The following is a 23,406-nucleotide window of genomic DNA, read 5'->3' as shown; positions in this document are numbered from 1 at the left end:
GTCATGTGTAGCGATGGCGATAGAAATCGAAGCGCCGCCGTAGCGCGTCGAGATCGAGTCCGACATCTTCAGCGGCATATTCGTGCTTGCCGTGTTTGTTCAGCTGGTTCTCGGCGATCCAGGTGGACATACGCCGTTCCGCGCCTTGGCTCAGAGTGTCTCCGGCGACATCATAGATCTGCTTGACGCACCCCATCTGATCCCGTCGGAAATCATCGAACGCAACGTCGATGACAGGCTGGTTGAGGCGCGGTCGGGTCTCCTCAGCCCTGCTGAGCATGCGTTCGATGATGTCAGCCATATTGCGGCCAGCGAAATGCGGGTTCGGATGATCAAAGTAGCGGCGCTGGCCGCAGCAGGTCATGTTTGCGAGCGAAATGATCGCGTCGGTTGGATCGCGATGCGTCTGCACCAAGACTGCGTCTGGAAATGCGGCTGTCAGCGCTTCCAAATGCTCAAGATGCTGTGGCGCTTTGAGCACCCAGCGTGTCGGGCCCGGCCGCAGCCACTGCGATGTTTGCAGGATGCGCCTGAACCACTGGTATCCGATGGTGTGGTCCGCCTCGCGGTACCAGCGAACAAAGGATGGGACGACGTAGCTCCATTCGAACTGCTTTGAGGCAAAGCCATATGTGAGCTGAATGATGTCTTCGTCAGGCTCGTCGACGGTGATCTCGTGCGCCAATCTAAACTCGGGCGCCAGGGTATAAAGCGTGTCGATCGACGCTTGAGCGATGGCGATGCGAGGGTCAGGCCCGGACTCCGGCGCGGCTGCGATCGGCAATGGCATCACCTGTTCCCAGAACGGCGACTTACGCCGTATCGGGTCATGACCCAAGAGCTTGTGCAGGATCGTCGTGCCGCTGCGTGGCAACCCGATCACAATGATCGGCCGTTCGATCGGGATTTCGAGGATCTCTGGATGTTTCCGCCATAAATCCATGAGCCGGAGGCGCGTCGTCAAAAGGCCCAGCAATTGGCGATGCGCATATTGAGCGCCCAAAGCATGCAACTCGACTTCGTCGTTCAATGAACGGCAAAGGATTGCAAGCGGCTCTTCAAGCGGCCCATCGCCAAATTCCGAAAGGCCAGTTTGGCCGCGCGCAGTCGCTACGAGCCTTTCGGCATCAAGGGGCGGTCGCGGATGCTGGGTGGCGTCTTCCAAGAGCCGTTGCGCGGCCTTGGAAAACTCTGGATAGGCGTTGCTTCGCGCCCGCGCCGTCAGCGCTTCAGGTGGCGGAAGAGGTAGGTCGCGAAGCATCGGGCCGCTCCTAATTTTGCATCAGGGCGCGCCGACGAGCGCGTCGACAATCGCGGCGGCCGCATCTGCGGGCGCTGTTTTCGTCGTATCGACATGAAATTCCGGCGTCTCCGGAGTTTCGTACGGACTATCGACGCCCGTGAAGTTCTTCAGCTGGCCGGCGCGCGCCTTCCTGTAGAGACCCTTGACGTCGCGCTTCTCCGCCTCGGCGAGCGGCGTGTCGATGAACACCTCAAAGAACTCCCCGTCGTTCATCAGGTCTCGCGCCATCCGCCGCTCGGCGCGGAACGGCGAGATGAACGAGACAAGCACGATCAGACCGGCATCCGCCATGAGCTTTGCGACTTCGGCGACACGCCGGATGTTCTCAACGCGATCGGCATCCGTGAAACCGAGATCACGGTTGAGGCCGTGGCGGACATTGTCTCCGTCGAGAAGGACGGTGTGGCGCCCGAGCGAACTGAGCTTTTTGTCCACGAGATTGGCGATGGTGGACTTGCCGGCGCCCGAGAGGCCCGTGAACCAGAGCACAGCGGGATGCTGCGCCTTCAGCGCTGCGCGAGACTCGCGCGTTATATCGAGCGCCTGCCAGTGAACGTTTTGAGCGCGGCGCAGCGCGAAGTGGATGAGGCCAGCGCCGACCGTCGCGTTTGTCATCCGGTCGATCAGAATGAAGCCGCCCATGTCCTGGTTGCGCTCGTAGGCATCGAACGCGATGGGCTGATCGAGGCTGATATTGCAGATGGCGATCTCGTTGAGTTCAAGCACCTTACCCGCGAGGTGTTCGAGCGTGTTGACGTTGATCTTGTACTTGATGTCCGTGATCTGCGCCGAAACCAGCTTTGCGCCGATCTTGAGCCAGTAGGGGCGCCCGGGCAGGAGGTGATCCTCCGCCATCCAGATCAATGTCGTTTCGAACTGATCCGAGCATTCAGGTGGATCACTGGCATCTGCGATCACGTCGCCACGAGAACAATCGATCTCGTCCGTCAGAGTGAGCGTAACGGATTGACCCGCAACAGCCTCGGTCAGGTCGCCGGCCTGGGTGACTACGCGCGCTACAACGCTGGTCACGCCCGAGGGCGTTACGCGAATGCGATCGCCCGGCCTGATGCGTCCGCTCCTAACTTGACCTGAGAAGCCGCGAAAATTGAGATTGGGGCGATTAACCCATTGCACCGGCATGCGGAACGCTTCAGTGGCGCGACGCTCTTCATCAATCTCGACATCTTCGAGATGCTGCATCAGCGTCGGACCTGAATACCACGGCGAGGCGTCACTGGTTCCGGCGATGTTGTCGCCCTTCAAACCGGAGATCGGGATCGCGAGGACGTCCTTTAGACCGATCCGGTGCGCGAACTCCGTGTAATCCGCAACGATGGCGTCGAAGACGTCCTTCGACCAATCGACCAAGTCCATCTTGTTCACGGCGAGCACGACATGGCGGATGCCCATGAGCGAGACGAGATACGAATGCCGGCGCGTTTGCGTGAGCACGCCCTTGCGCGCATCGATCAGGATGACGGCGAGGTCAGCGGTGGAGGCGCCGGTGACCATGTTGCGGGTGTATTGTTCGTGGCCAGGCGTGTCGGCGACGATGAACTTCCGCTTGTCGGTGGAGAAGAAACGATACGCGACGTCGATAGTGATGCCTTGCTCGCGTTCGGCGGCAAGGCCATCGACAAGAAGGGCAAAGTCGAGCTCACCGCCCTGCGTCCCGACCTTCTTGGAATCCGCCTCGAGCGCGGCCATCTGATCTTCGAAGATCATCTTCGAATCGTAGAGGAGGCGCCCGATCAGGGTGGATTTGCCATCATCGACACTGCCGCAGGTGATGAAGCGCAGCAGCGACTTGTGCTGATGCTGATGAAGATAGGCGTCGATGTCCTCTGCGATGAGTTGGGAAACGTGGGCCATCAGAAATAGCCTTCCTGCTTCTTCTTCTCCATCGAAGCGGCCTGGTCGTGGTCGATGACCCGCCCCTGTCGCTCGCTGGTCGTCGTCAGCAGCATTTCCTGGATGATGGCCGGAAGCGTCTCGGCTTCGCTTTCGACGGCGCCCGTGAGGGGGTAACAGCCCAAGGTGCGAAAGCGCACCTTCTTCAGCTCCGGCGCCTCGCCGGGCTTAAGCGGAAAGCGCTCATCATCGACCATGATCAGTGCGCCATCGCGACGAACGACCGGGCGCGTGGCGGAAAAATAGAGCGGGACGATCGGGATGTTCTCAAGGTGAATGTATTGCCAGACGTCGAGTTCGGTCCAGTTCGAGATCGGAAAGACGCGGATCGACTCGCCCTTGTGCTTCTTGGCGTTGTAGAGGCGCCATAGTTCGGGCCGTTGGCTCTTGGGGTCCCAACGGTGATTGGCCGAGCGGAAGGAAAAGATGCGCTCCTTGGCGCGGCTCTTCTCCTCGTCGCGGCGGGCGCCGCCAAAGGCGGCGTCGAAACCGAATTTATCGAGCGCCTGCTTTAACCCATCGGTTTTCCATATCTGCGTGTGCAAGGCCGAGCCGTGTTCGAACGGGTTGATGTTCTTTTCGACGGCGTCCGGGTTTTTGTAGACGAGGAGCTCAAAGCCCAGTTCCTTCGCCACGCGCTCGCGCATCTCGTACATCGCGCGAAATTTCCACGTCGTGTCGACATGCAGGAGGGGAAACGGCGGGGGCGATGGGTAGAATGCTTTCGCCGCCAAGTGCAGCATGACCGCGCTGTCTTTGCCGATCGAGTAGAGCATCACCGGCTTCTCGGCCTCGGCGGCCACTTCGCGCATGATGTGAATGCTCTCGGCCTCAAGGCGCTGTAGATGCGTCAGCCGCGCGGAGGAGGGCGAAGGCGCTTCGGTGTGAGCGGCAAAGCTGCGCGGCATGCTCATCCTCCAGCGCCTCAGGCCTGAAACGGATTGAAGCGGCCGGCCGCTACGAACCACGGATTGGCATAGTCCACATCCGAGGCTTGCAGCCGTTTGCCGTAGCGAAGCAGCTGCCCGTCCATGGTGCAAACCTGTCCGCCCGCCGCGCGCAGGACGGCATCGCCAGCGGCGGTGTCCCACTCCATGGTGCGGCCCAGACGTGGGTAAAGGTCGGCTTCGCCCGAAGCTACGCGGCAGAACTTCAGAGATGATCCGGCAGGAACAAGATTCGCAACGGAGAAGCGCCCAACGAAAGCGTGCGTCTCCTCGGACATGTGCGAGCGGCTGGCGACAACAGCCAGCCCGGCCTGCGGCGGATTGCGTGCTTCGATGGGTCGCCAGTCGAGTGCGGCGCCTTCTGCCACGATCGCCTTGCGTGCGCCGTCGCCTTCGGCGCCGGCATAGATCACACCGTGCGCTGGAGCATAGACGACCCCGCACACTGGCCGATTGTTCTCAATCAGCGCGATGTTGACGGTGAAATCTCCGTTGCGACTGAGGAATTCCTTGGTGCCGTCGAGCGGATCAACCAGAAAGAATCGCGCTGCAGCGATGGGCGCACGCCCGGCGGACGCTTCTTCTTCGGCGATGATGGGCGTTTCGGGATTGAGCTCATGGAGCCGCGCCAGGATGATGGCTTCAGCAGTCGCGTCGGCCTCGGTGACGGGCGAGCCATCGTCCTTGCTGCGCGCCGCGACCGTCTCGGAGGCATAGATTCTCATGATCGCGGCGCCGGCTTCCAGCGCGATATCGACAAGCTTGTCCAGCATCGCAGCACCGCAAAATAGTGTCCGAGTTAAGTAAATCTCGGGAGGCCTAGTAGGTCAATTGCCTGGGCGTGTTTCGCGGCGCTGATCGTGTGGGCGATTTGGGGGAATTTCAGTCGTCTTTTCTGAGCTCTGGCCGCGCGATGTCCATGAGCTCGCCCAATGCGCCGTGGATGCGCCGACGGGTCTCCAAGGGAAGGCTCGATATGGCGGTGAACAGGCGGTCCTGAGGGCGGCGTTCAAGCCTTGAGAACAGGCCGTGCGCCTTGCGTGTTAGGCGAACGAGCGTCCGCCGGCGATCCTCCGGATCAGTCTCACGCTGAACCAGAGCCTGTTCCTCAAGACGCGCCAATTGCTTCATCAGCCCCGGCATTGAGACCCAATGCAGGCGCAACAAATCGCTTGCCGTGCTCTGATGTGGCGGACCCATGCGTTTCAGCGCGCCGAGAATGACGAGTTCACCGGGGTTCAAGCCGTTTTCCGATGCGATGCGGCTGATCTCGGCGTCGATCAAGCGCGAAAGTGCGAAGAGGCGCGCTTGGATCGAGGCGGTCAGCGGATCGGTCGGCGGCCAGAGAGGATCTGGGTCGGCGGAAACGGGCATGTGTTCACTGTATCAGCCTGCTCGCCGTGCTCGCTAGCCAGTACGCTGGGCGCGGCTTGCCCAAGAAGCTGTCGCCTCATCGCGCTCGTGATGGATCAGCGGGCTCCGTCAGGATCGATTGACGCGACACGTAGGCTCGCGGCACGAACAATCCGTAGCGCGACAGCGTTCCTCCTAATATCGACATATCGACTTCAGCGGGTCCGGAAACGGGCCCGCTGTTTTGTTATCCGTGGCTGAGCAGCTTCACGTCGAAATAGGCCTGCAGCCCTTCCACGCCGCCTTCCTGTCCGTGGCCGCTCTCTTTCACGCCGCCAAATGGCGTTTCGGGATGCGAGACCGCAAAGCTGTTCACGCCGACCATGCCCGCTTTGAGCGCGCGGCCGACGTCCAGCGCGCGTTGGTTTGAGGTCGTGAACGCATAAGCGGCCAAGCCGTACGGCACGCCATTGGCCCGTGCGATCACGTCATCGAAATCCCGAAAGGACGCGATCGGCGCAATCGGGCCAAATGGCTCCTCACGCATTACCAGCGCTTCGTCGGGCGCGTTGGCGATGACGGTCGGCTCGAAGAAGAGGCCATGATTGCCGCGTCGCGCCCCGCCAGCGGTGATTGTGGCGCCCTGGTCGCGAGCGTCGGCCACCATGGTTTCCATGGCTTCGACGCGTCGCGCATTCGCCATCGGCCCCATCTGAGTGGTCGGGTCCATTCCGTCTCCCAACACGAGCGAACGCGCGCCTGCGGCGAAACGGTCAGCAAAACGCTCGTAGATTTTCTCCTGCACGTAAAAGCGCGTGGGCGCGATGCAGACTTGCCCGGCATTGCGGTACTTTGCCGTAACGCAGGCGGCCGCGGTCTTTTCCAGATCGACGTCGTCGAAGATCACGACCGGTGCGTGGCCGCCGAGCTCCATCGTTGTTCGTTTCATGTGCGTGGCGGAGAGTTGCATCAGGTGTCGGCCGATCGGCACCGAGCCCGTGAAGGAGACCTTGCGGGAGATCGGCGAAGCAATCAGGTGCTGCGACACCTCAGCTGGCGCGCCGAAGACGATGTTGAGGACACCCTTTGGCAAACCAGCATCGACGAAAGCGCGTGCGAGTTCGATAGCGGTGGCGGGTGTTTCCTCAGCCGGCTTTAGCACCAGCGCACAGCCAGCGGCCAAGGCGCCGCCTATCTTGCGGGCGGGCGTGAGCGCTGGGAAATTCCACGGCGTGAAGGCGACGGCAACGCCGACAGGTTCTTGTTCGACCATCAACCGCACGCCGGGTACGCGGCTGGGCACGATGCGGCCGTACGCGCGGCGGCCTTCTTCAGCATACCACTCGATCACGTCCGCTGCGTACGCCGCTTCGCCACGCGATTCCGCCAAGGGTTTTCCTTGCTCGAGCGTCATGGCGACCGCGATTGTATCGATCCGTTCGCGGATGAGATCGGCCGCGCGCTTGATGATCTTGCCGCGCTCGGCAGCTGAGACGGCGCGCCAGATAGCAAAGCCCCGCTGTGCTGCTTCCAGGGCCGCTTCGAGATCGCTCGCGCTTGCGTGCGGCAGCTGCGCTAATACCCGGCCCGTGGCGGGGTTAAAAACGGGCTCGCTCTTGCGGCCCGCGCCGGTGATGAAGGCGCCGTCAATCAGAAGGGCGAGTTCGGGATAGGTCATGTGCATTCCATTCTCAGGCCGCGTGCGCGGTATTTGCGCGCGTCGCGTCCGCCAGGATCATGTCCGCCGCCTTTTCGCCGATCATGACAATCGCGGCGTGGGTGTTGCCGGAAATAACGAAAGGCATGATCGAACCGTCCACGACGCGAAGTTTGTCCAGTCCGCGAACGCGCAGTCGTGAATCAACCACGGCGCCGGGATCTTCGCCCATGCGCGCCGTGCACGTGGGGTGATAGAGTGAGGACCCCGCTTGGCGACAATACGCCAGGATTTCTGCATCGCTCTCGACATCCGGCCCCGGTTCCCGTTCAAGTTTCACAAACGGTTCCAGCGCAGGCCCGCGCATGATTCGGCGCAAGAGTTTAATGCCAGCAACCGTCGACCGGCGATCTCCGTCCGTGCCGAGATAGTTCGGATTGATTGCCGGCGCATCGAAGGGATCGGCGCTCTTAAGCCGGACGTAACCGCGGCTCTCCGGGCGCAGCTGGCAAGACGATGCTGTGAAGCCCGAGAAACGATGCAGTGCGTCGCCCATTTTGGACGTGCTGAAATTGATGAAATGCACTTGGATGTCAGGCGAAGCGAGCGCGGAATCGGTGCGGAAAAAGCCGCCCGCGTAGCCGGCGCTCACCGTCAGCGGGCCGCGTCGCTGCATCACGTAGCGGAGCCCAACCAGCATTGTGCGCCACGGGCTGGCGAGATCGTCGTTGAATGTGATCGGACGCGTGCACTCGAACACCATCCGCACTTGCAGGTGATCTTGCAGGTTCTCACCGACGCCAACAACGTCGTGGAGCGGCGCAACGCCGCGTGACTTCAACAACGCCGCCGGCCCAATGCCTGAAATCTGCATCAGGTGCGGCGATCCGATCGCGCCAGCGCTCAAGATCACTTCGCCATCCGCTTGCGCCCGCCACGTTTCATCGCCGCGCCGCCATTCAACACCCGTTGCTCTGCGCCTCTCGAACAGAATACGCGACGCATGCGCGTTCGTGACGATCGTGAGGTTTGGGCGACCGCGAGCGGGATTAAGATAAGCGACCGCGGCGCTGACGCGCACGCCGCGGTGCGACGTGGTTTGGTAATAGCCTGCGCCTTCTTGTACGGCGCCATTGAAGTCGTCGTTGCGAGGATGGCCTGCCTGTTCGCAGGCGGTGATGAAGGCGTCGCACAGCGGGTGTGGCTCGGATTGATCTGAAACCGGCAGCGGTCCATCCACGCCGTGATAATCATCGCCGCCTCGGCTTTGCCGTTCCGCCTTCTGGAAGTAGGGCAACACATCGTCGAACGACCACCCGACCGCGCCCATCTGGCGCCACTGATCATAGTCTTCGCGCTGGCCGCGCATGTAGACGAGGCCATTGATCGAACTCGAGCCGCCGAGCACTTTCCCACGCGGTTGGCTGATGCGCCGCTGGTTGAGCTCCGCCTGTGGCTCAGTCTCGAACAGCCAGTTTACTGACTTGTCGCGGAAGAGCTTGCCGTAGCCAAGCGGGACGTGAATCCACGGATTGGTGTCGCGTCCGCCGGCTTCGAGTAGCAACACCTTGTGACCGCCAGAGGCGCTCAGGCGGTTCGCCAACACGCAGCCCGCAGAGCCGGCGCCGACGATGATATAGTCGAAACCGCCCAGTTCACGCATCTGGGCGCGCTCCGATCAGCACATGCTTGACGTCGTCCATTGGACGCGCGCGCCTTTCCGAATAACGAACATCTTTATCCGCAGCCGCCGTCCCGCGCTCCAGCGGCGGTCGCCCAATGATCGCATGTGCGAACTGATCTGTTGACACAGGCTATTCCAGCGTGCGCAGGAGTTCCTTGGCAAAGGGTCGTCGCTCGGCGAGCCGTCCTTCCTTCACCTTCAGCGCCCATTCCGGATCGGCGAGCAGGGCGCGGCCAACAGCGATGAGGTCGAACTCTCCTCCCTCAAGCAGCTCTTCGACCTTTTCGACACCGTCCAGGGGCGCGTCGGCAAAATTTATGGTCGTGCTGTCGACGTGGGTTGGAGACGTCTTGGCTGTCGATGCAACACCGCCCAGGCCGACGCTGCCCACCGCAATGGTGGGCTTTCCTGTGATCTTCTTGGTCCAGCCCGCGAGTGTGAGCGGCGATAGGTCCTTGAATCCCGCCTCCCAATAACGGCGCGTCGAAGCGTGAAAAATACTGACGCCGGCGTCCACCAGCGGATGCAGGAATCTCTCCAGCTCCTCTGGAGAATTGGCCAGTTTGGCGCGATAGTTCTGCTGCTTGAATTGCGACCAGCGAAACGACACGGGGAAGTTCGCCCCCACGGCTTGCCGGATCGCCTTCACGACCTCCACGCCGAACCGTGTGCGTTGCGCAATGTCCCCGCCCCAATTGTCGGTGCGCCGGTTGGTCTCCGACCAAAAGAAACTGTCGATCAGATAGCCATGCGCGCCGTGCAGTTCGACACCGTCGAAGCCGATCTGCTGGGCGGAGCGCGCCGCGGTTGCGTACGCCGCGATGACATCGGCGATGTCGCTTTCTGTCATGGCCTTGGTTTGATGGGTCGTATGCTCGAAGGCGTTGAGATTTTCGGACGCATCAAAGCCCGGAACGCTGGGATCGGGTTTCATGCCAATCTGGCGAAAGCTTCCAGTGTGCCAGAGTTGGGGAAACATGCGCCCGCCTTCGCCGTGGACGGCGTCGATGACGCGCTTCCATCCCGCGAGTGACGCACCGGTATAGAAGAGTGGGACGTTCTCGTAGGAATGCGCCGACGCGTGCGGAATGTAGGTCGCCTCGCTAATCAGCAGGCCAACGCCTGCAGCCGCGCGGCGGCGGTAGTATTCAACGACGGCGTCGTGCGGCGCCTCATCGGGACAAAGGTAGCGCGACATCGGCGCCATGACGACGCGGTTGGAGAGCCGCAGATGGCCAGCGTCAAATGCGCCGAAGAGCGGGCTCTCATTCGCTTGGGCGGCTGTGGCGGAGGTCAACATTGCCAATCACCATGACGACGGTCCAAGCCACGTCAAACCCGAGCCGCTGCCTTCCCGCGCAGGCATCGCGTCCACGATTGCCCATATCCCTCACAGGTCTAGCGGTCCGTCGTCGGGCTTCTGAACGACGCACGAATTTCGTCTGCTCAGCCGCGGGGATGGAGCAGCGCCGATGAACCTGCAAATGAACAACCAGCCAATCGTCACAGCCTTCCCGCGCGATATCGGCAGGGCGAAATGACCCGCCGTCCAGTTGACGGAGCGGTCTCCTTTCAGCGCAAGCTTGCCCCGCGTGGAGGCGTGGAGTGTAGCCATGAGCGTGTTGGAATGGCGCGACGAGGGCGGGGGCGTGATCGTGTTGCGCCTCAATCGGCCGGAACGGCTAAATGCGCTGAGCCCCGATCTGATAGCGGCGTTGGACGAGGCGATGGATCGCCTGCCGAAGGCGGACAACGCGCGTGTGATCGTGATTGCTGGCGCCGGGCGCGGCTTTTGCTCGGGCTACGATCTGAAAGAAAGCGCCACGACCTTGGACCATGACGGCGCCGGGCCGGTGATCAACGGCATGCGCTCCCAGGAAGCCTTCGCGGCCATGATCACCGGCTGGTCGCGCCTCCCTCAGCCGACAATCGCGGCGGTGAACGGGCCGGCTCTAGGCGGCGGATTTGCGTTGGCGCTCGCCGCGGATATTCGCCTCGCGTCGCCATCGGCAAGTTTCGCGGCGACCAATGTGAAGGTCGGAACCTCAGCCGGCGACGCCGGCATGAGCTGGTTGTTGCCGCGCATGGTCGGTTCGAGCCGCGCCTTCGAGATGTTGCTTACCGGACGTACCATGACTGCAGAGGAGGCCCACCACATCGGGCTCGTCAGCGAAATCGCCGGGGAGGAGGCGTTGTTGACGCGGGCGATCGAGCTTGCGCGGCAGATCGCGGCGCTCTCACCCTTCGGCGTCCGCATGAGCAAGCAAGTGATCTGGCGCAATCTCGAAACGCCGACATTGGCCGGTGGGCTCGACTTGGAGAACCGCACGCAAGTGTTGTGCGCGATGACTGGCAACGTTGACGAAGCAGCGCTTGCCTTCCGCGAGCAGCGACCGCCCAAATGGCGCGGTTAGCCTGGAACGCGTAGCGCCGCTTTTGACACTTTGCCGGTTGCGTTGCGCGGGAGTGCGTCAAGAAAGGTGACGCTGCGCGGCGCCTTGTAGTTCGCCATCGCGCCGCGGCACCAGGCGATGATTGCGGCTTCATCCAACGTCGAGCGCGCCGCGCGGACGATGAAGGCGTGGCCGACCTGGCCGAGGCGATGGTCCTCCACGCCGATCACGGCGACGTCTTCCACACCGTCCATGCGCCGGATCTGCGCTTCGACCTCTGCCGGATAGACGTTGAAACCGCCGACAATGAACATGTCCTTGATGCGATCGGTAATCTTGAGATTGCCTGCGGCGTCGAACTTCCCGACATCGCCTGTGAGCAGGAAACCGTCCTCGGTGAAGGCGGCGCGTGTGGCTTCGGCATCCTCGAAATAGCCGCGCATGATCTGAGGCCCACGCACCGCGATCTCACCGGCGTCGCCGCGCCGGACCTCGTTGTGCGAAGCGTCCACCAGCTTCACTTCGAGATTGTCGAGCGGGCGACCTGTCGTCGTCGCGATCACGTCGGCGCTGTCGCCCGGGCGGGTGTGGCTGACTGAGCCGGCGGCCTCTGTCAGTCCGTAGCCTGTCGACACGGCTTCCGCGCCATAGAATACGCGCATGTCGGCAATGAGTTCGACCGGGATGACGGTCGCGCCCGTTGAAACGTTCCGGATGGAGGAGAGATCAAACTGAGCGCGATCGGGATGCGCCAGCATGGCCTGATGGATTGTCGGCACGGCGGGCAGGATGGTGACGCGCTCCTCGTCGATGAGGCGCAGAAAATCGATCGCCTTCGTGTTGCGCACGGCGATAACCGTGGCGCCGAACAGCAGTCCCGCCTGCCAGCCGGCGCGATAGCCCGCGTTGTGCGCGAACGGATAGGCGACGGCGAACACGTCGCCCGCGATGAATCGCGACACGCAGAGCTGCTGCTGCGCGCACGCGATGAGGCTTTGCGCGTGAGTCATTGGCACGCCCTTGGGAACGCCAGTCGTGCCTGAGGTGAAGAGGATGTCGGCTAAATCATCCGGCGCGTCGGCCAAGATGCGACCGTCGAGATCCGCTTCGGTGACGGTTTCGGCGCGGAGCAGGAATTCCGCCCACGACAAAGTGTGGTCGTCCGCGCCGCCGAAGGCGACAATCGCCTTGAGGTCGTCACCGCCGTCGATAGACTCGTCATGGACAAGCCCCGGATCGCAAAACAAGAGTCTGGCGCGCGTGCGGCGTAGGATGTCGCCGACTTCGCGCGCCTTGAGCCGCGCGCCGACTGGGACAAGCGTTGCGCCGACGGCGTGCAAGCCAAGCGCCGTCACGATCCAGCGCGCTTGGTTGGCGGCCCAAATGCAGCAGCGATCGCCGCGCGCGACGCCTGACCCCATCAGGGCACGCGCGACGAGGCAGCTCTCGCGCCGAAGATCAAGCCAAGTAAGCCGTTCATCGCCGTCGATGATCGCGATCCGCTCTCCAAAGCGATCGGCCGCCATCTCGAATGCGTGATAGAGCGAGCGTGCGTCCGCGAGCCATGTGTGCGGCGTTGGACAATTGGTCATACGAAATTGGTTCACGCCGCCAGGGCGAAAATCAAGTGTCGCGTGGTGGCCGTACGCGGCAATCGCCTATTCGATGACAAGAGCGTCGGCGCCCGTATGACACGCGATTGCACTAGCATTTGCGTCGCTCTCAAGCGAAGGCGGCGATCTATGGCGCAGGACAGCACAGTTAGCGATGGCCGGGCGCGCGTGGCCGGTCTTACCGGATGGCCGGCCGTCGCGATCCTGCTCGTGTTATGCACTGTCTCGTTCCTAGATCGGCAGGTCATCTCTTTGATGGTCGACCCGATTCGCAGCGATCTCGGCATCACCGACTTCCAGATCAGTTTGTTGCATGGTCTGGCGTTCGGCGCGTTCTATGCGATTTTCGGGTTTCCGATTGGCTGGCTGGTTGATCGCGTGTCGCGGCGGTGGGTGATTTTTGGTGGCGTGACGATCTGGTCGCTGGCCGCGAGCGCCTGTGGTTTCGCGCAGAACTGGCTGCAGCTCTTCGTCGGACGCCTCGGGGTGGGCGCGGGCGAGGCCGCGCTTTCGCCGGCCGCGTATTCGCTGATCGCGGACATGTTTCCACCGCGACGCTTGGCGTTGGCCATCGCCGTGTTTGCCCTTGGCGCCACGATCGGCACGGCGGTCGCTGTCGCCGTCGGCGGTTGGATCATCACCGCAATCGGTGACGCCGCGTTCGTACGGCTGCCGCTCATCGGCGATGTGAGACCCTGGCAAGCTGTGTTCATCGTAACGGGCTTACCCGGATTGGTCCTGGCGTTTGCTGCGTTCGCGATGCACGAGCCGCGGCGACGCGACCTTCCCGCTGGTGGCGGCAAGCGCTCATTCGCGGAGCTCGTCGCGTTTCTGAGATCGCACTGGCGTTTGTTTGCTTGCCATTTCGTCGGTTTCGGCTGCCTTTCCATGATCGGCTACGGTGTCGGCGCCTGGACGCCGAGCTACCTCATACGTCATTTCGGCTGGATTCCTGGTAATGTTGGTGGCGCACTGGCGCTCGTATTGCTCTTAGGCGCGATCCCAGGCGGCCTGTTCAGCGGCTTCATGGTCGATCGCATGTTCGCGGCCGGGCGTAAGGATGCGCACTTGCGCTATTTTGCGTTCGCCATGGTCGTGCCGCTCACGATCGGCGTCGGTGCATTCTTCGTCGATGATGCAATTATCTTCCTCGTGCTCATGGCGCTGCTGCAGTTCGTGCTGCCGTTTTCCGGAGTCGCGTCCGCGGCGCTGCAGATCGTGACGCCGAGCCATATGCGCGGCCAGGTGTCTGCGCTCTATCTCTTCGTGTTCAACATGATGGGATTGGGGCTCGGCCCTCTGGTCGTGGCCATGTTCACCGACTTCGTGTTCAAAGATGCCGCTGCCGTAGGCTACGCCATCGCGGCAAGCGTCGCTCTGCTCGCGCCTATAGCCGCGCTGCTGCTGGCGCTTGGCATGAAGCCATTGCGCGAAGCCGTCGATGCGGCGAAGGCCTGGAGCTAGAGCCGCTCGTCGCGGAGCGCCGAACGGCGCACTTTGCCAGCCTCATCACGCAACGGTTCGCTAGTGAACTCGAACGTCTTCGGGATCTTGTGGCCAGAGATGCGCGTCGCAAGGAACACTTTGAGCCCGTGCGCATCCGCCTTGGCGTTCGGCGCAAGCTCGACGAGCGCATGCACGCGATGGCCAAGATCGTCGTCAGGCAAGCCAATGACGACGCTGGACCCGACGTTCGGATGCTCTTCGAGCGCGGCCTCCACTTCCGCCGGATAGACGTTGGCGCCGCCGGAGATGATCATGTCAGTGCGGCGGTCGGCGATGTAGAGGTAGCCGTCCGCGTCGAGATAACCCATGTCGCCGAATGATTGCCAATCGCCACGCCGGCGGGCTTCGGCGCCGACATACTCATAGGGCTGGCCTCCGCTCACGTCGAAATAGATTTCGCCGATCTGACCGGGCGCGCATTCGTCACCGCGCTCATCGAGCACCTTCATGCCCTTGCCCATCCACAACCGGCCGACGGAGCCTTTGTGTTCGAGCCACTCGCGGCCGTTGATGATCGTGGCGCCGAGCACTTCGGTGCCGCCGTACAATTCCCAGAGCACATCCGGCCCCAGCCAATCGATCCAATTCTCCTTCAGCCAGACGGGGCACGCCGCCGCCATGTGAATGATAAGTTCGAGCGAGGAGAGGTCGTGGCGCTCGCGCTTTTCAGGCGCAATCCGCCAGATGCGGTGCATCATCGTGGGCACGAGATAGAGCCAGGTGGCGCGCCAGCGCGCGACAAGCTCCAGCATGCGGCACGGCTCGAAGCGCTTCATCTCGACGACGTGGCCGCCGATGAAGAGCATGACGTGCATGAGCCCAAAGGGCGCATTGTGATAAAGCGGCGCCGGATTGACGGTGACGTCGCCCGGTCTTTGGCCAAGTGATCCGAACTCCGGACTCCACAGGCTCGGCATGCGATCGACGATGAGCTTCGGCCGCCCCGTCGATCCGCCGCTGGTGGACACCTTCCAGTGCCGTGCGACGCTCGGCTCGAGCGCCTCTGGAGACAGGCTCTGGTCGACGGGCGCATCGGGGAGGAGATGCGTTTCCGTCGACCAGCCCGCCGGCGCGGCGCCGACGATCAGTTTCGGGCGCGCGAGGTCCACGATCGCCGATAATTCGGGATCGGGAAGCCGCGCGTTCACATGGCATACCGACGCGCCGAGCTTCCAAGCGGCGAATGCCGTTTCGTAGAACGCAAGCCCATTCGGCGCCGACAACATCACCAGATCGTCTTGACCAACGCCTCGCGCCGCCATCATGCGGGCGCGTCGATTGGCGCTTGCTTCAAGCTCCCCGAACGTGACGGTGTGGTGATCCACCGTGATCGCGGGGGCCTTGGGCGTGCGCGCCGCATGATAAGCCGGCAGCACGCCCATGGGCAGCTTCACGGCGTCCTGCGGCGGCAGCGTGATCTCGCGACGCTTCATGATGCTAGCTCAACCCGTCAGTCGGCCTCCGCGCCGAAGCGGTAGCGCAATTCCGCGCCAATCGTGCGCGGCGCGCCGAGGAACCCGCTGCTGAAGCCGACGGAGACATAGGTGGTATTGCCGGCCGGATGGTATTCCTCGTCAAGCGCGTTTTTGACGAAGAGAGAGAGATCGACGGGCTGGCCGCCAAGATCGTTCCAATCGGCGCGCAGGTTCCAGAGTTCGTAAGCCGCGCCGACGCCTGTCGGTTCATTGACGTCGGTAAACTGGATTTCGCTTTGTGTGAAATAGTCGATCTGCGCCGCTATCTGCCCCATGTCGCCGCCGAGCGGCCATTCATAGCGGATCGAGCCGCCGCCGGAATGCTCGGGCGCAAACGAGAATTGGTTGGCCGAGAGATCGACGCCGTTGGGCAGGCGCCATTCGTCATAGGAGGCGTCCGAGTAAGAATAATAGGCGCGCAGCTCTAGCCCTTCGATCGGCTCGATGGTTGCGTCGGCTTCGAAGCCTTGGATCGTGGCCTGCTGCGCGTTGAAGACGATGGTGGTGAAGGCGCCAATGTCGGGGTCGATGAAGGAATTGGTGCGCTGCACGTCCTCGTACTGATCGTAGTAGATGGAGAGATTGGTCCGCACCGGGGCGCCGGCGAGTGACCAATCCGCTTTAAGCCCGATTTCGTAGTCCGTCACGGTTTCCGGCCTGAACGGCTCGAATTCGCGCGGGATGCCGGCGCGGAGGTTGAACCCGCCGGAGCGATAACCAGTGCGCACCGTACCGTAGAGGAGCGTGTCCTCATTGACCTGGTAGTCCGCCGTCAGCGTCCAGGTCAGTTGGTCGAACTCCGTCGACACGGTTTTCTCGCATGGCGATATCGGTACGCCGCCGATATTGGCCGTGAGGATGCGGCAGACGCCATTGGTTCGGTTCCGCGCCGTGATCTCGCGCTCGTCCCAGGTTTGCCGCAGGCCGGCCGTTAAGGAGAGGCCTTCGAGCCAAGGCGTGTCGTAAGTACCCTGCGCATAGACCGAGTAAGACGTGTTGGTGGCGCTCGCTTCGCTGTGCCGGAGGCCGAACAGCAGCGAATCCTGCATATCGTTGCCGTCTTCCTGGAAGTAATAGGCGCCCACGATCCAATCGAGCCTGTTGTCCAGCGCACGCCCCAGAAGTTGCGCCTCCTCGCTGAATTGATCGGCGTCGAGTTCGTAGAAGGATTCAAAAATCGCCTCGCTCGAGCCGTCCGTGTCTTCCGACGTATGAGCGCTGACGCTGCGATACCCGACGATGTTCTTGAACGTGAGCGTGGAGGAGAGGTCAATCGTCGTGATGTTGCCCAGGTTCGAGGATTGCGCCTTGGCGAAGCGCGGATCGAGATTGCTTTCGAACTCGTGGAAATCCAACGCCTGCGCGCGGGCGAGGTCGTCCGCCTGCGACGCGAGGCGGGTGGCCGTCAATCTTTGCGCGACGCCATTATTTATGTCTTCGAAAGCGGAATAGATGAACAGCGTCTCGAACGTCGTCGTGGGGCGCCACAGCGCGGAGAGGCGCCAAGAGTAGGCGTTCTGGTTGTCGAGCTTCTCGCCGGTGAGAACGTTGGTGCTGTAGCCCTCGTGCGTGTCGGCGTTGGCGCCGACTCGGACGGCGAATTCGTCGCTCAAGGGCACGTTGAAGACGAACGTGCCGCCCAGCATGTCGTAGTCGCCGACCCGCAGCGCCGAGTAACCGCCGAAGGCCTCAAGATCGGGCCGCGCCGGAGTAATCAGAATGGCGCCGCCGGTCGTGTTGCGGCCAAACAGAGTGCCTTGCGGGCCTTTCAGCACCTGCACTGAATCGAGATCCCACAAGGACGCGTTGACGCCGTGTGGGCGAGCTTGCGCCACGTCCGCGAAATAGATGCTGACGGAGGGATCCTGCGTAATGATCGGCTCGAGCTGGCGTTGCGAGCGAATGGTGAAGCTCGGCACGGACGGTCCGTACGTCGTGCCGACGACCTGCAAGGCTGGCGTATGGAATTGGAGCTCTTCCGTTGTCGAGATGCTTTGCTCGCGCAGTTGTTCGCCGGTGAAGGCGGTTACCGTGATCGGGACGGATTGCAGCGCCTCTTCGCGCCGGCGCGCGGTGACGACGATGTCTTCCTCCTCAGCCGCCGATTGGGCGAGGGCGACGGTGTCCAATCCCGCAAAGAGTGTCGTCGCGCACAACATGATGCGCCAGGCTTCGCCAGCCATTTCATAATCCTCCCATGTCGTTTTCTCGTTATCTCAGACGGTAGCATTGCGAGACGCATTGACAAGACAGCTGTCTTGCGAAAAGTCGTTATCGCGAATGCGATGGACGCGGCCTACTGATCGAGGCTCGCCAGAAACGCCGCCACGCGCGCAGCGAGGAAATCGATGCTTGCTTGGCGGTCGAGCGGCCAAACGCCGAGCGCGAGATTGAGGCAAACCTCGTCGATCTGCATGATGAGGAGGTGACCTTCGATGCGCTTTGGGTTCACGCGTGCGCCACGCGTCTCGGAACGCCGCAGCGTCGGATACGCGTTGCTCAGAATATCGAGGAGTTCGTCGCGCGCCTCGGAGAAGACGTTTATCAGCTCGGGATGCAGGCCGACAGCCATCTGCGAAAAGCTGATCATGCGGCGGCTGCGCTGCGTCGCCCGGGCGAAATGCGAAAGCCAGTCGCGCACGTCAGCAATCGACGGTTCAGAGAGCGCGGCGAGACGCAGATACATCCCCCGCTGGCGTTGGATCTCCTCACGAAGCAGCTCCCACAGGATCGCCTGCTTCGTGGGGAAGTGGAGATAATAGGTGGCCCGTGTCACGCCGGCTTCGACGGCGATCGACTGCACGTTGGTCGTGAAATACTCGCCGTTGAGGAACAGTTTACGCGCCGCCGCCTTCAGCGCTTGACGCGTGGCGTCGCGCTGTTCGTCGCGCTTGGTTCGCGCCGGCAGGTCTTGTGGAAGGGCCTTGCGCTTGGCGCCTGAGACTTTCAACGCGAACTCGCAATCCGTTCAAAGGACGAAGCCAGTATGCGGCGCCTCACGCGCTCTCGCAAGACGCGCGTCTCGCGAGAGCGCCTGCGGTCGGGGCGGCATCAACGCTCGGCCTCGGAGCGCACGGGCAAAGGCTCCAAGCGCCTCATTCAGGTAAGCCGGCGGGGCCTCACGCTTGAGAATGGCACCCACCGCGAAAGCGATGCGCGAGCACGGTAGGTTTGCCCTCGCCCACGGACCGATAGGCAAGCTTACGACCCCCAACGTCACCGAAGCGATTGGGCGCGGAGCCAGCCCTCAGTCCTGCGCCAGCGCAGGCGTCGACAAGGAAATCGTGGAGAACGCGGCGCGGTGAAAAGAGCGTGCCGGCGCGTCCATTGGGTCGACCACCCGCTCGGCATGGAAGGCGCACTAACGTCGGAATGGGTCGTCGCGTTGCTCCACTTTCTGTTCTTGGATGAGTTTGGCAACAGGCAAGTGTGTTAGTCGCGCGTCCTCAAATGAGGCATTGGATGGTGCTCGTAGTGGCCGGCGCCATTTCTAACGATGGGATCGTTGGAGGTTATCGCCTCGATATTCTGATCATCTGCGATCCGATACAGCGACACGCCGTAGCCGCCATTTGGATCGGCCACGGGCCCATGCGCGACGATCAATCCCTGTTCGAGGAGTTCATCCAAGAAGGCCCCATGTTGCTTCATCCAGTCGCGTTCTTCCGCAGTCATGGTTGCGAGGAAGTCCGCGCGCGGCGGGATGTACTTGCACAGATAGCATTTCATCGGCTGTATCCTCCGATAAGTGATGGGCTTCGACACTTAAGCGTCATGGTGGTCTTCTTGTCGGTCGTTGGGCGCGGCCATGAAGAACACGACGGCAATGCCGGTCGAGACAAGCAACACAATTGCCAGAGCAATTGCCGCCGTTGTCGCAAACAGCGCTGCGGACGTTATCGCGACGGCCGCGCATCCCATTTGCAGGAAACCGAGCAGCGCCGAGGCGATCCCGGCTTGATGGCCGAACGGGTGAAGCGTGATCGCCGTGCCAAGTGGGTTCGCCATCCCCATGCCAAGCAGGAAGATGGTGATGGCGACAGCGAATCCCGCGAGACCGAAGTCAGCCAGGCCGGACGCAAGCAAGATTATGGCGCCCGCCAGCGCGATGACCGCGCCCGCGAGAGCGATTTGCTTTTGACCGAAACGCTTCGCGAGTCTCGGTGCGATCATGCCGGAGCCAAACACGACCAAAACGGTCGCGGCGAAAAACATGCCGAACTCAATGGTGTCGAGCTGCATGTCGTCGATCAGGATTGCCGGGGCCGAAGCGAAAAAGGCGTACAATCCGCCCACGATGAGGCTGACGCTGAGCGCCGGCGGGATAAAGCTCGGGTTGACAAGTAATTGCCCGTACGCGCCGACGATATCGGCGAAGCGCGCTGAGGATCGGCGCGCGGGCGGATTGGTCTCTCCCAGAGCGGCGCCATAGAACAGCGCGACTAGAAAACCAAGCGCGCCAACAAACAGAAACGATGCGCGCCAGCCAAGCGTTGAGTCGATCGCCGCGCCGAGCAGTGGGGAGAAGCCTGGCGCTGCCGCCATCGCGACCATTGTAAACGCGAGCGCGCGTCCCAGTGCGGCGCCGTCAAACAAGTCCCGCGCGATGGCGCGCGACAGGACTGACGCCGCACAAACGCCGAGCGCCTGTATGACACGCCCCGCGACAACGAGCCCGAGGCTGTCACCGCTGGCCGCCACGACGCTGCCAGCAACGAAGACCACGAGCCCGCCTAGCACGAACGGTTTGCGTCCGTAGCGATCCGACAATGGACCCACCACGATTTGACCGAGCGCGAAAGCCAGCAAGAAGCCGCTCACCGTCACGCCTAACTCGCGCGTGGTCGCGCCAAGATCGGCGGCCATCGTTGGAAACGAGGGCAGGATGATATTGGTGGAGAGAGCGCCAAGCGCAGCCAGGCAGGCAAGCAACGTCACCAGAGCGGGCGTTAAGCGCGCCGCCGAACTGGCTGACGAATGCAAAGTGATGGAGTTTGTCATCGATGCGAAACGCTCTTGGCAACGGCTGGTGAGATGGCGGAAGCGTCGAGGAATGGCCTCAGGGTCGGAAGGACGCCGGCGCCGTACACGTCAGGCTCGATAGCGCGCCGCCGGTGGGGCGTTGACGAAGCCGGACGCCAGGACACCACGAGGCCGCTCAAACGCTTCCCACGCGGTGCGCCCGATTAGTCAGGCAAAGCCCAAGTCAAGCTGCCTCCAAGAACTCCAAGGCCTTCTTCACGAAAGCGCCGTGGTGTTGGAAGACTCCGCCGTGTCCCGCGTCGTCGTAGAGGACGAGTTCGGAATTCGGCAGCCGACGCGCCAGATCGACCGAATTGCCGCTCGGCACCATCCTGTCATGATCGCCATTCGCCACCAGCACCGGCTGGCGAATACGCGACAGATCGGACGGCGTTTGAACGCCCCACGCGTGAATTGCCTTCAACTGGTTGCGAAACGCTTTGATTGAGACCCCCTTGTCGCGATTGGCGGCGCGCTCTTTCAGGCGTTGCAGGAAGTCGCGAGCCGATCTTCGGCCGTTGGGAGAGCCGGTGAAGAAGAGATAGTATTCCGGATGCTTGAAGGTGAGGCCGGCCTTGATCATGTCGCGAATGGTCAACGACGTCACCTGGTCGATGCCCGCTCCGCCAGCGGGTCCCGTGCCCGCCAGGATGATCTTCCGCACCAATTCTGGCGCTTCGAGCGCGATCACTTGCGAGACGAAGCCGCCAAGTGAGAAGCCGAACAGATCGACTTGCTTGTAACCCAAAGCACGAATGAAGGCGATTGCGTCGCGCGCCATTGCCTCCACCGATGTGGGCGCCGATCCTTCTGACAAGCCGACGCCTCGGTTGTCGAACACGATCACGCGGCGTCTCGCGGCGATGCCGTCGACGACACGAGGATCCCACCTGTCCAATTCAGCCGCGAGGTGATTGAGGAAGATCACCGGCACGCCGTTGTCCGGGCCGAGTTGCCGGTAGGCGAATTGCGTGCCGCCAACATCGACAAACTTGGTCGGCGCTCTCTTCCACGCATCGCTTGAGCCGGATATCTGCTTGGTGGTCGTATTCATTGCTCTCCTCCTTTGAGTCCTATCTCACCTTGATGACGACTTTGCCCTTGGAGCGTCCGGTCTCGACGTAGGCCAGGGCGTCGTTTGTTCGTTCGAACGGAAAGACCTGGTCGATGACCGGGCGGATGACGCCGGCTTCGATGAGAGACGTGATCTCGCGCAATTGATCGCCGTTCACGCGCATGAACAGAAAGGAATACTCGACGCGGTGAGATTTTTCCTGCTTGCGAATCCGAGCGCTCAAGCGGCCCATCACCAATTGCAAAGGCCAGCTCGCACCAATCTGTTTCGCGAAAGCGGGATCGGGCGGACCCGAGATTGAGATGAGTTTTCCGCCGGGCTTCAGCACGCGCAGAGATTTCTCGAGCGTGTCCGTGCCCAAACTATTCAAGACGACATCATAGTCGCGCAGGATCGCTTCGAAGGCATCCTTCTTGTAATCGATGACAACATCCGCGCCGAGGCTTTTGACCAGTTCGACATTCGCCGTGCTCGTTGTCGTCGCGACGGTCGCGCCAAGGTGCTTCGCGAGCTGAATCGCGAATGTGCCCACGCCGCCGGCGCCCGCGTGGATGAGCGCCTTCTGGCCCGCCTTTAAGTTGGCTCTTTCAACCAACGCCTGCCATGCCGTAAGGCCGACCAGCGGGATGGACGCCGCTTCTTCCATGGTGAGGTTTTTCGGTTTGATCGCCAAAGCGCCTTCTTGGATCGCGATCAATTCCGTGAAGGCGCCAATGCGCTCAGTCGGAGCACTCGCATAGACTTCATCGCCGGGCTTGAATCGCCGCACACGCGCGCCGACCCGAAGCACGATACCGGCCAGGTCATTGCCCAAAATACGCGGCAACCGAGCAGGCAGAATGAGTTTGAACTCGCCGTCTCTGATCTTGGAATCCACCGGATTGACGCCAGCAGCGTGGATTTGAACCAGCACCTCATCGTCGCGCAGCTCAGGCTCCGGCATATCGCCAAAGCGCAGCGCGCTCCCATAGCGATCGAGGATGAACGCCTTCATGGAATTTTCTTTCCGCTCGAGCTGGGTTCGATCTCGAATACGAGCAGTGTCGATGTGGCGGTCGCGCACAACCGTCCCTCGCCGTCGTGAAGCGTGGCTTCCGCGAACGCCACGCGGCGCCCGACCGAAACGGCGCGACCCGTCGCGCGCACCGTCCCGCTGCGCTCGCTGAGGCCACGCAAGTATGAAACCTTGAGTTCCAGCGTGGTGTGTCCGCGATTGGCCTCAAGCTCTGAATGCACTGCTATGCCGCACGCGCTGTCGAGCAACGTCGCTGCATAGCCGCCGTGGACCGACCCCAGCGGATTGTAGACGCTGCGGTCGGGTGCGCCTTCGAACTCCACACGGCCGCGCTCGACCTTTACGAGTTTGAAGCCAAGCTTCTCGCCCATCGGCGCCCGGTGATTGCCCGCGAGCATCGCATGCAGCTGTTGCAAGCCGTCGAGCGCGCCTTCGGCGTGGTCGGCCAT

General features: G+C 62.2%; 19 protein-coding genes. 2 read left to right on the top strand and 17 right to left on the bottom strand.

From position 1 onward, the window contains the following. Nucleotide 1 precedes the first annotated feature (1 nt). The 8 genes from DSM104635_RS14855 to DSM104635_RS14820 all read right to left on the bottom strand — a co-directional run bounded on the left by DSM104635_RS14855 (nt 2) and on the right by DSM104635_RS14820 (nt 10,158). The gene (locus DSM104635_RS14855) at nt 2-1,261 is read right to left on the bottom strand and encodes a sulfotransferase family protein (protein ID WP_158766956.1); all 1,260 of its coding nucleotides are present in this window, start codon (nt 1,259-1,261) and stop codon (nt 2-4) included. Between the two features lie 21 nt (nt 1,262-1,282). After that, a complete protein-coding gene (cysN, locus tag DSM104635_RS14850; RefSeq protein ID WP_158766955.1) occupies nt 1,283-3,178 on the bottom strand; it encodes a sulfate adenylyltransferase subunit CysN in 1,896 nt (631 codons plus the stop codon). Further along, nucleotides 3,178-4,125: a sulfate adenylyltransferase subunit CysD gene (gene cysD, locus DSM104635_RS14845; RefSeq protein WP_228445709.1), complete on the bottom strand. Its 948-nt coding sequence runs from the start codon at nt 4,123-4,125 to the stop codon at nt 3,178-3,180. Before cysD ends, cysN begins: the two co-directional genes overlap by 1 nt. A gap of 17 nt (nt 4,126-4,142) precedes the next feature. Next, on the bottom strand, nt 4,143-4,937 hold the full coding sequence (gene cysQ / locus DSM104635_RS14840; RefSeq protein ID WP_158766953.1) for a 3'(2'),5'-bisphosphate nucleotidase CysQ: 795 nt from the start codon (nt 4,935-4,937) through the stop codon (nt 4,143-4,145). Between the two features lie 109 nt (nt 4,938-5,046). Further along, a complete protein-coding gene (locus tag DSM104635_RS14835; RefSeq protein ID WP_158766952.1) occupies nt 5,047-5,538 on the bottom strand; it encodes a MarR family winged helix-turn-helix transcriptional regulator in 492 nt (163 codons plus the stop codon). A gap of 226 nt (nt 5,539-5,764) precedes the next feature. After that, on the bottom strand, nt 5,765-7,195 hold the full coding sequence (locus DSM104635_RS14830; protein ID WP_158766951.1) for an NAD-dependent succinate-semialdehyde dehydrogenase: 1,431 nt from the start codon (nt 7,193-7,195) through the stop codon (nt 5,765-5,767). A gap of 13 nt (nt 7,196-7,208) precedes the next feature. Then, nucleotides 7,209-8,837 carry a GMC family oxidoreductase gene (locus DSM104635_RS14825; protein WP_158766950.1) on the bottom strand — a complete coding sequence of 543 codons (1,629 nt, stop codon included), beginning with the start codon at nt 8,835-8,837 and terminating at the stop codon, nt 7,209-7,211. A gap of 151 nt (nt 8,838-8,988) precedes the next feature. Next, the gene (locus DSM104635_RS14820) at nt 8,989-10,158 is read right to left on the bottom strand and encodes an NADH:flavin oxidoreductase (protein ID WP_158766949.1); all 1,170 of its coding nucleotides are present in this window, start codon (nt 10,156-10,158) and stop codon (nt 8,989-8,991) included. 313 nt (nt 10,159-10,471) lie between these two features. On the opposite strand from DSM104635_RS14820, the gene DSM104635_RS14815 reads away from it, so the two are divergent. After that, a complete protein-coding gene (locus DSM104635_RS14815) occupies nt 10,472-11,272 on the top strand; it encodes an enoyl-CoA hydratase/isomerase family protein (RefSeq protein ID WP_158766948.1) in 801 nt (266 codons plus the stop codon). Here the strand turns inward: DSM104635_RS14815 and DSM104635_RS14810 are convergent. Further along, nucleotides 11,269-12,843 carry an AMP-binding protein gene (locus DSM104635_RS14810; protein WP_158766947.1) on the bottom strand — a complete coding sequence of 525 codons (1,575 nt, stop codon included), beginning with the start codon at nt 12,841-12,843 and terminating at the stop codon, nt 11,269-11,271. The genes DSM104635_RS14815 and DSM104635_RS14810 overlap by 4 nt on opposite strands. 150 nt (nt 12,844-12,993) lie before the next feature. On the opposite strand from DSM104635_RS14810, the gene DSM104635_RS14805 reads away from it, so the two are divergent. After that, entirely contained in the window at nt 12,994-14,328 is a 1,335-nt protein-coding gene (locus DSM104635_RS14805) for an MFS transporter (protein WP_158766946.1), read from the top strand. Here the strand turns inward: DSM104635_RS14805 and DSM104635_RS14800 are convergent. The 8 genes from DSM104635_RS14800 to DSM104635_RS14765 all read right to left on the bottom strand — a co-directional run bounded on the left by DSM104635_RS14800 (nt 14,325) and on the right by DSM104635_RS14765 (nt 23,406). Next, nucleotides 14,325-15,803 (bottom strand): AMP-binding protein, encoded by a 1,479-nt coding sequence (locus DSM104635_RS14800; protein WP_158766945.1) that lies wholly within the window; start codon nt 15,801-15,803, stop codon nt 14,325-14,327. The two genes, DSM104635_RS14805 and DSM104635_RS14800, sit on opposite strands and share 4 nt — an antisense overlap. Nucleotides 15,804-15,820: 17 nt before the next feature. Beyond that, entirely contained in the window at nt 15,821-18,028 is a 2,208-nt protein-coding gene (locus DSM104635_RS14795; RefSeq protein WP_158766944.1) for a TonB-dependent receptor, read from the bottom strand. A gap of 113 nt (nt 18,029-18,141) precedes the next feature. Continuing rightward, nucleotides 18,142-18,795, bottom strand: a complete 654-nt coding sequence (locus DSM104635_RS14790) for a TetR/AcrR family transcriptional regulator (protein WP_158766943.1) — start codon at nt 18,793-18,795, stop codon at nt 18,142-18,144. A gap of 482 nt (nt 18,796-19,277) precedes the next feature. Beyond that, entirely contained in the window at nt 19,278-19,574 is a 297-nt protein-coding gene (locus DSM104635_RS14785; RefSeq protein ID WP_158766942.1) for a YciI family protein, read from the bottom strand. A 36-nt stretch (nt 19,575-19,610) separates the two neighbouring features. Further along, nucleotides 19,611-20,846 carry a multidrug effflux MFS transporter gene (locus tag DSM104635_RS14780; RefSeq protein WP_158766941.1) on the bottom strand — a complete coding sequence of 412 codons (1,236 nt, stop codon included), beginning with the start codon at nt 20,844-20,846 and terminating at the stop codon, nt 19,611-19,613. Between the two features lie 205 nt (nt 20,847-21,051). Further along, nucleotides 21,052-21,921, bottom strand: coding sequence for an alpha/beta fold hydrolase (locus DSM104635_RS14775; protein ID WP_158766940.1), 870 nt, complete (start codon nt 21,919-21,921; stop codon nt 21,052-21,054). 19 nt (nt 21,922-21,940) lie between these two features. Continuing rightward, the gene (locus tag DSM104635_RS14770; protein ID WP_158766939.1) at nt 21,941-22,936 is read right to left on the bottom strand and encodes an NADP-dependent oxidoreductase; all 996 of its coding nucleotides are present in this window, start codon (nt 22,934-22,936) and stop codon (nt 21,941-21,943) included. Continuing rightward, entirely contained in the window at nt 22,933-23,406 is a 474-nt protein-coding gene (locus DSM104635_RS14765; protein ID WP_158766938.1) for a PaaI family thioesterase, read from the bottom strand. The genes DSM104635_RS14770 and DSM104635_RS14765 overlap by 4 nt, the downstream gene beginning before the upstream one ends.

Origin of the sequence: Terricaulis silvestris (assembly GCF_009792355.1) — a bacterium.
Classification (GTDB): Bacteria; Pseudomonadota; Alphaproteobacteria; order Caulobacterales; family Aquidulcibacteraceae; genus Vitreimonas; species Vitreimonas silvestris.
This window is presented reverse-complemented; position numbering and strand designations above follow the sequence as displayed.

Coding starts and splice junctions, on each gene's coding strand:
- DSM104635_RS14855 (WP_158766956.1), bottom strand. CDS start 1,261: ATGCTTCGCGACCTACCTCTTCCGCCACCTGAAGCGCTGACGGCGCGG.
- cysN (WP_158766955.1), bottom strand. CDS start 3,178: ATGGCCCACGTTTCCCAACTCATCGCAGAGGACATCGACGCCTATCTT.
- cysD (WP_228445709.1), bottom strand. CDS start 4,125: ATGCCGCGCAGCTTTGCCGCTCACACCGAAGCGCCTTCGCCCTCCTCC.
- cysQ (WP_158766953.1), bottom strand. CDS start 4,937: ATGCTGGACAAGCTTGTCGATATCGCGCTGGAAGCCGGCGCCGCGATC.
- DSM104635_RS14835 (WP_158766952.1), bottom strand. CDS start 5,538: ATGCCCGTTTCCGCCGACCCAGATCCTCTCTGGCCGCCGACCGATCCG.
- DSM104635_RS14830 (WP_158766951.1), bottom strand. CDS start 7,195: ATGACCTATCCCGAACTCGCCCTTCTGATTGACGGCGCCTTCATCACC.
- DSM104635_RS14825 (WP_158766950.1), bottom strand. CDS start 8,837: ATGCGTGAACTGGGCGGTTTCGACTATATCATCGTCGGCGCCGGCTCT.
- DSM104635_RS14820 (WP_158766949.1), bottom strand. CDS start 10,158: ATGTTGACCTCCGCCACAGCCGCCCAAGCGAATGAGAGCCCGCTCTTC.
- DSM104635_RS14815 (WP_158766948.1), top strand. CDS start 10,472: ATGAGCGTGTTGGAATGGCGCGACGAGGGCGGGGGCGTGATCGTGTTG.
- DSM104635_RS14810 (WP_158766947.1), bottom strand. CDS start 12,843: ATGACCAATTGTCCAACGCCGCACACATGGCTCGCGGACGCACGCTCG.
- DSM104635_RS14805 (WP_158766946.1), top strand. CDS start 12,994: ATGGCGCAGGACAGCACAGTTAGCGATGGCCGGGCGCGCGTGGCCGGT.
- DSM104635_RS14800 (WP_158766945.1), bottom strand. CDS start 15,803: ATGAAGCGTCGCGAGATCACGCTGCCGCCGCAGGACGCCGTGAAGCTG.
- DSM104635_RS14795 (WP_158766944.1), bottom strand. CDS start 18,028: ATGGCTGGCGAAGCCTGGCGCATCATGTTGTGCGCGACGACACTCTTT.
- DSM104635_RS14785 (WP_158766942.1), bottom strand. CDS start 19,574: ATGAAATGCTATCTGTGCAAGTACATCCCGCCGCGCGCGGACTTCCTC.
- DSM104635_RS14780 (WP_158766941.1), bottom strand. CDS start 20,846: ATGACAAACTCCATCACTTTGCATTCGTCAGCCAGTTCGGCGGCGCGC.
- DSM104635_RS14775 (WP_158766940.1), bottom strand. CDS start 21,921: ATGAATACGACCACCAAGCAGATATCCGGCTCAAGCGATGCGTGGAAG.
- DSM104635_RS14770 (WP_158766939.1), bottom strand. CDS start 22,936: ATGAAGGCGTTCATCCTCGATCGCTATGGGAGCGCGCTGCGCTTTGGC.
- DSM104635_RS14765 (WP_158766938.1), bottom strand. CDS start 23,406: ATGGCCGACCACGCCGAAGGCGCGCTCGACGGCTTGCAACAGCTGCAT.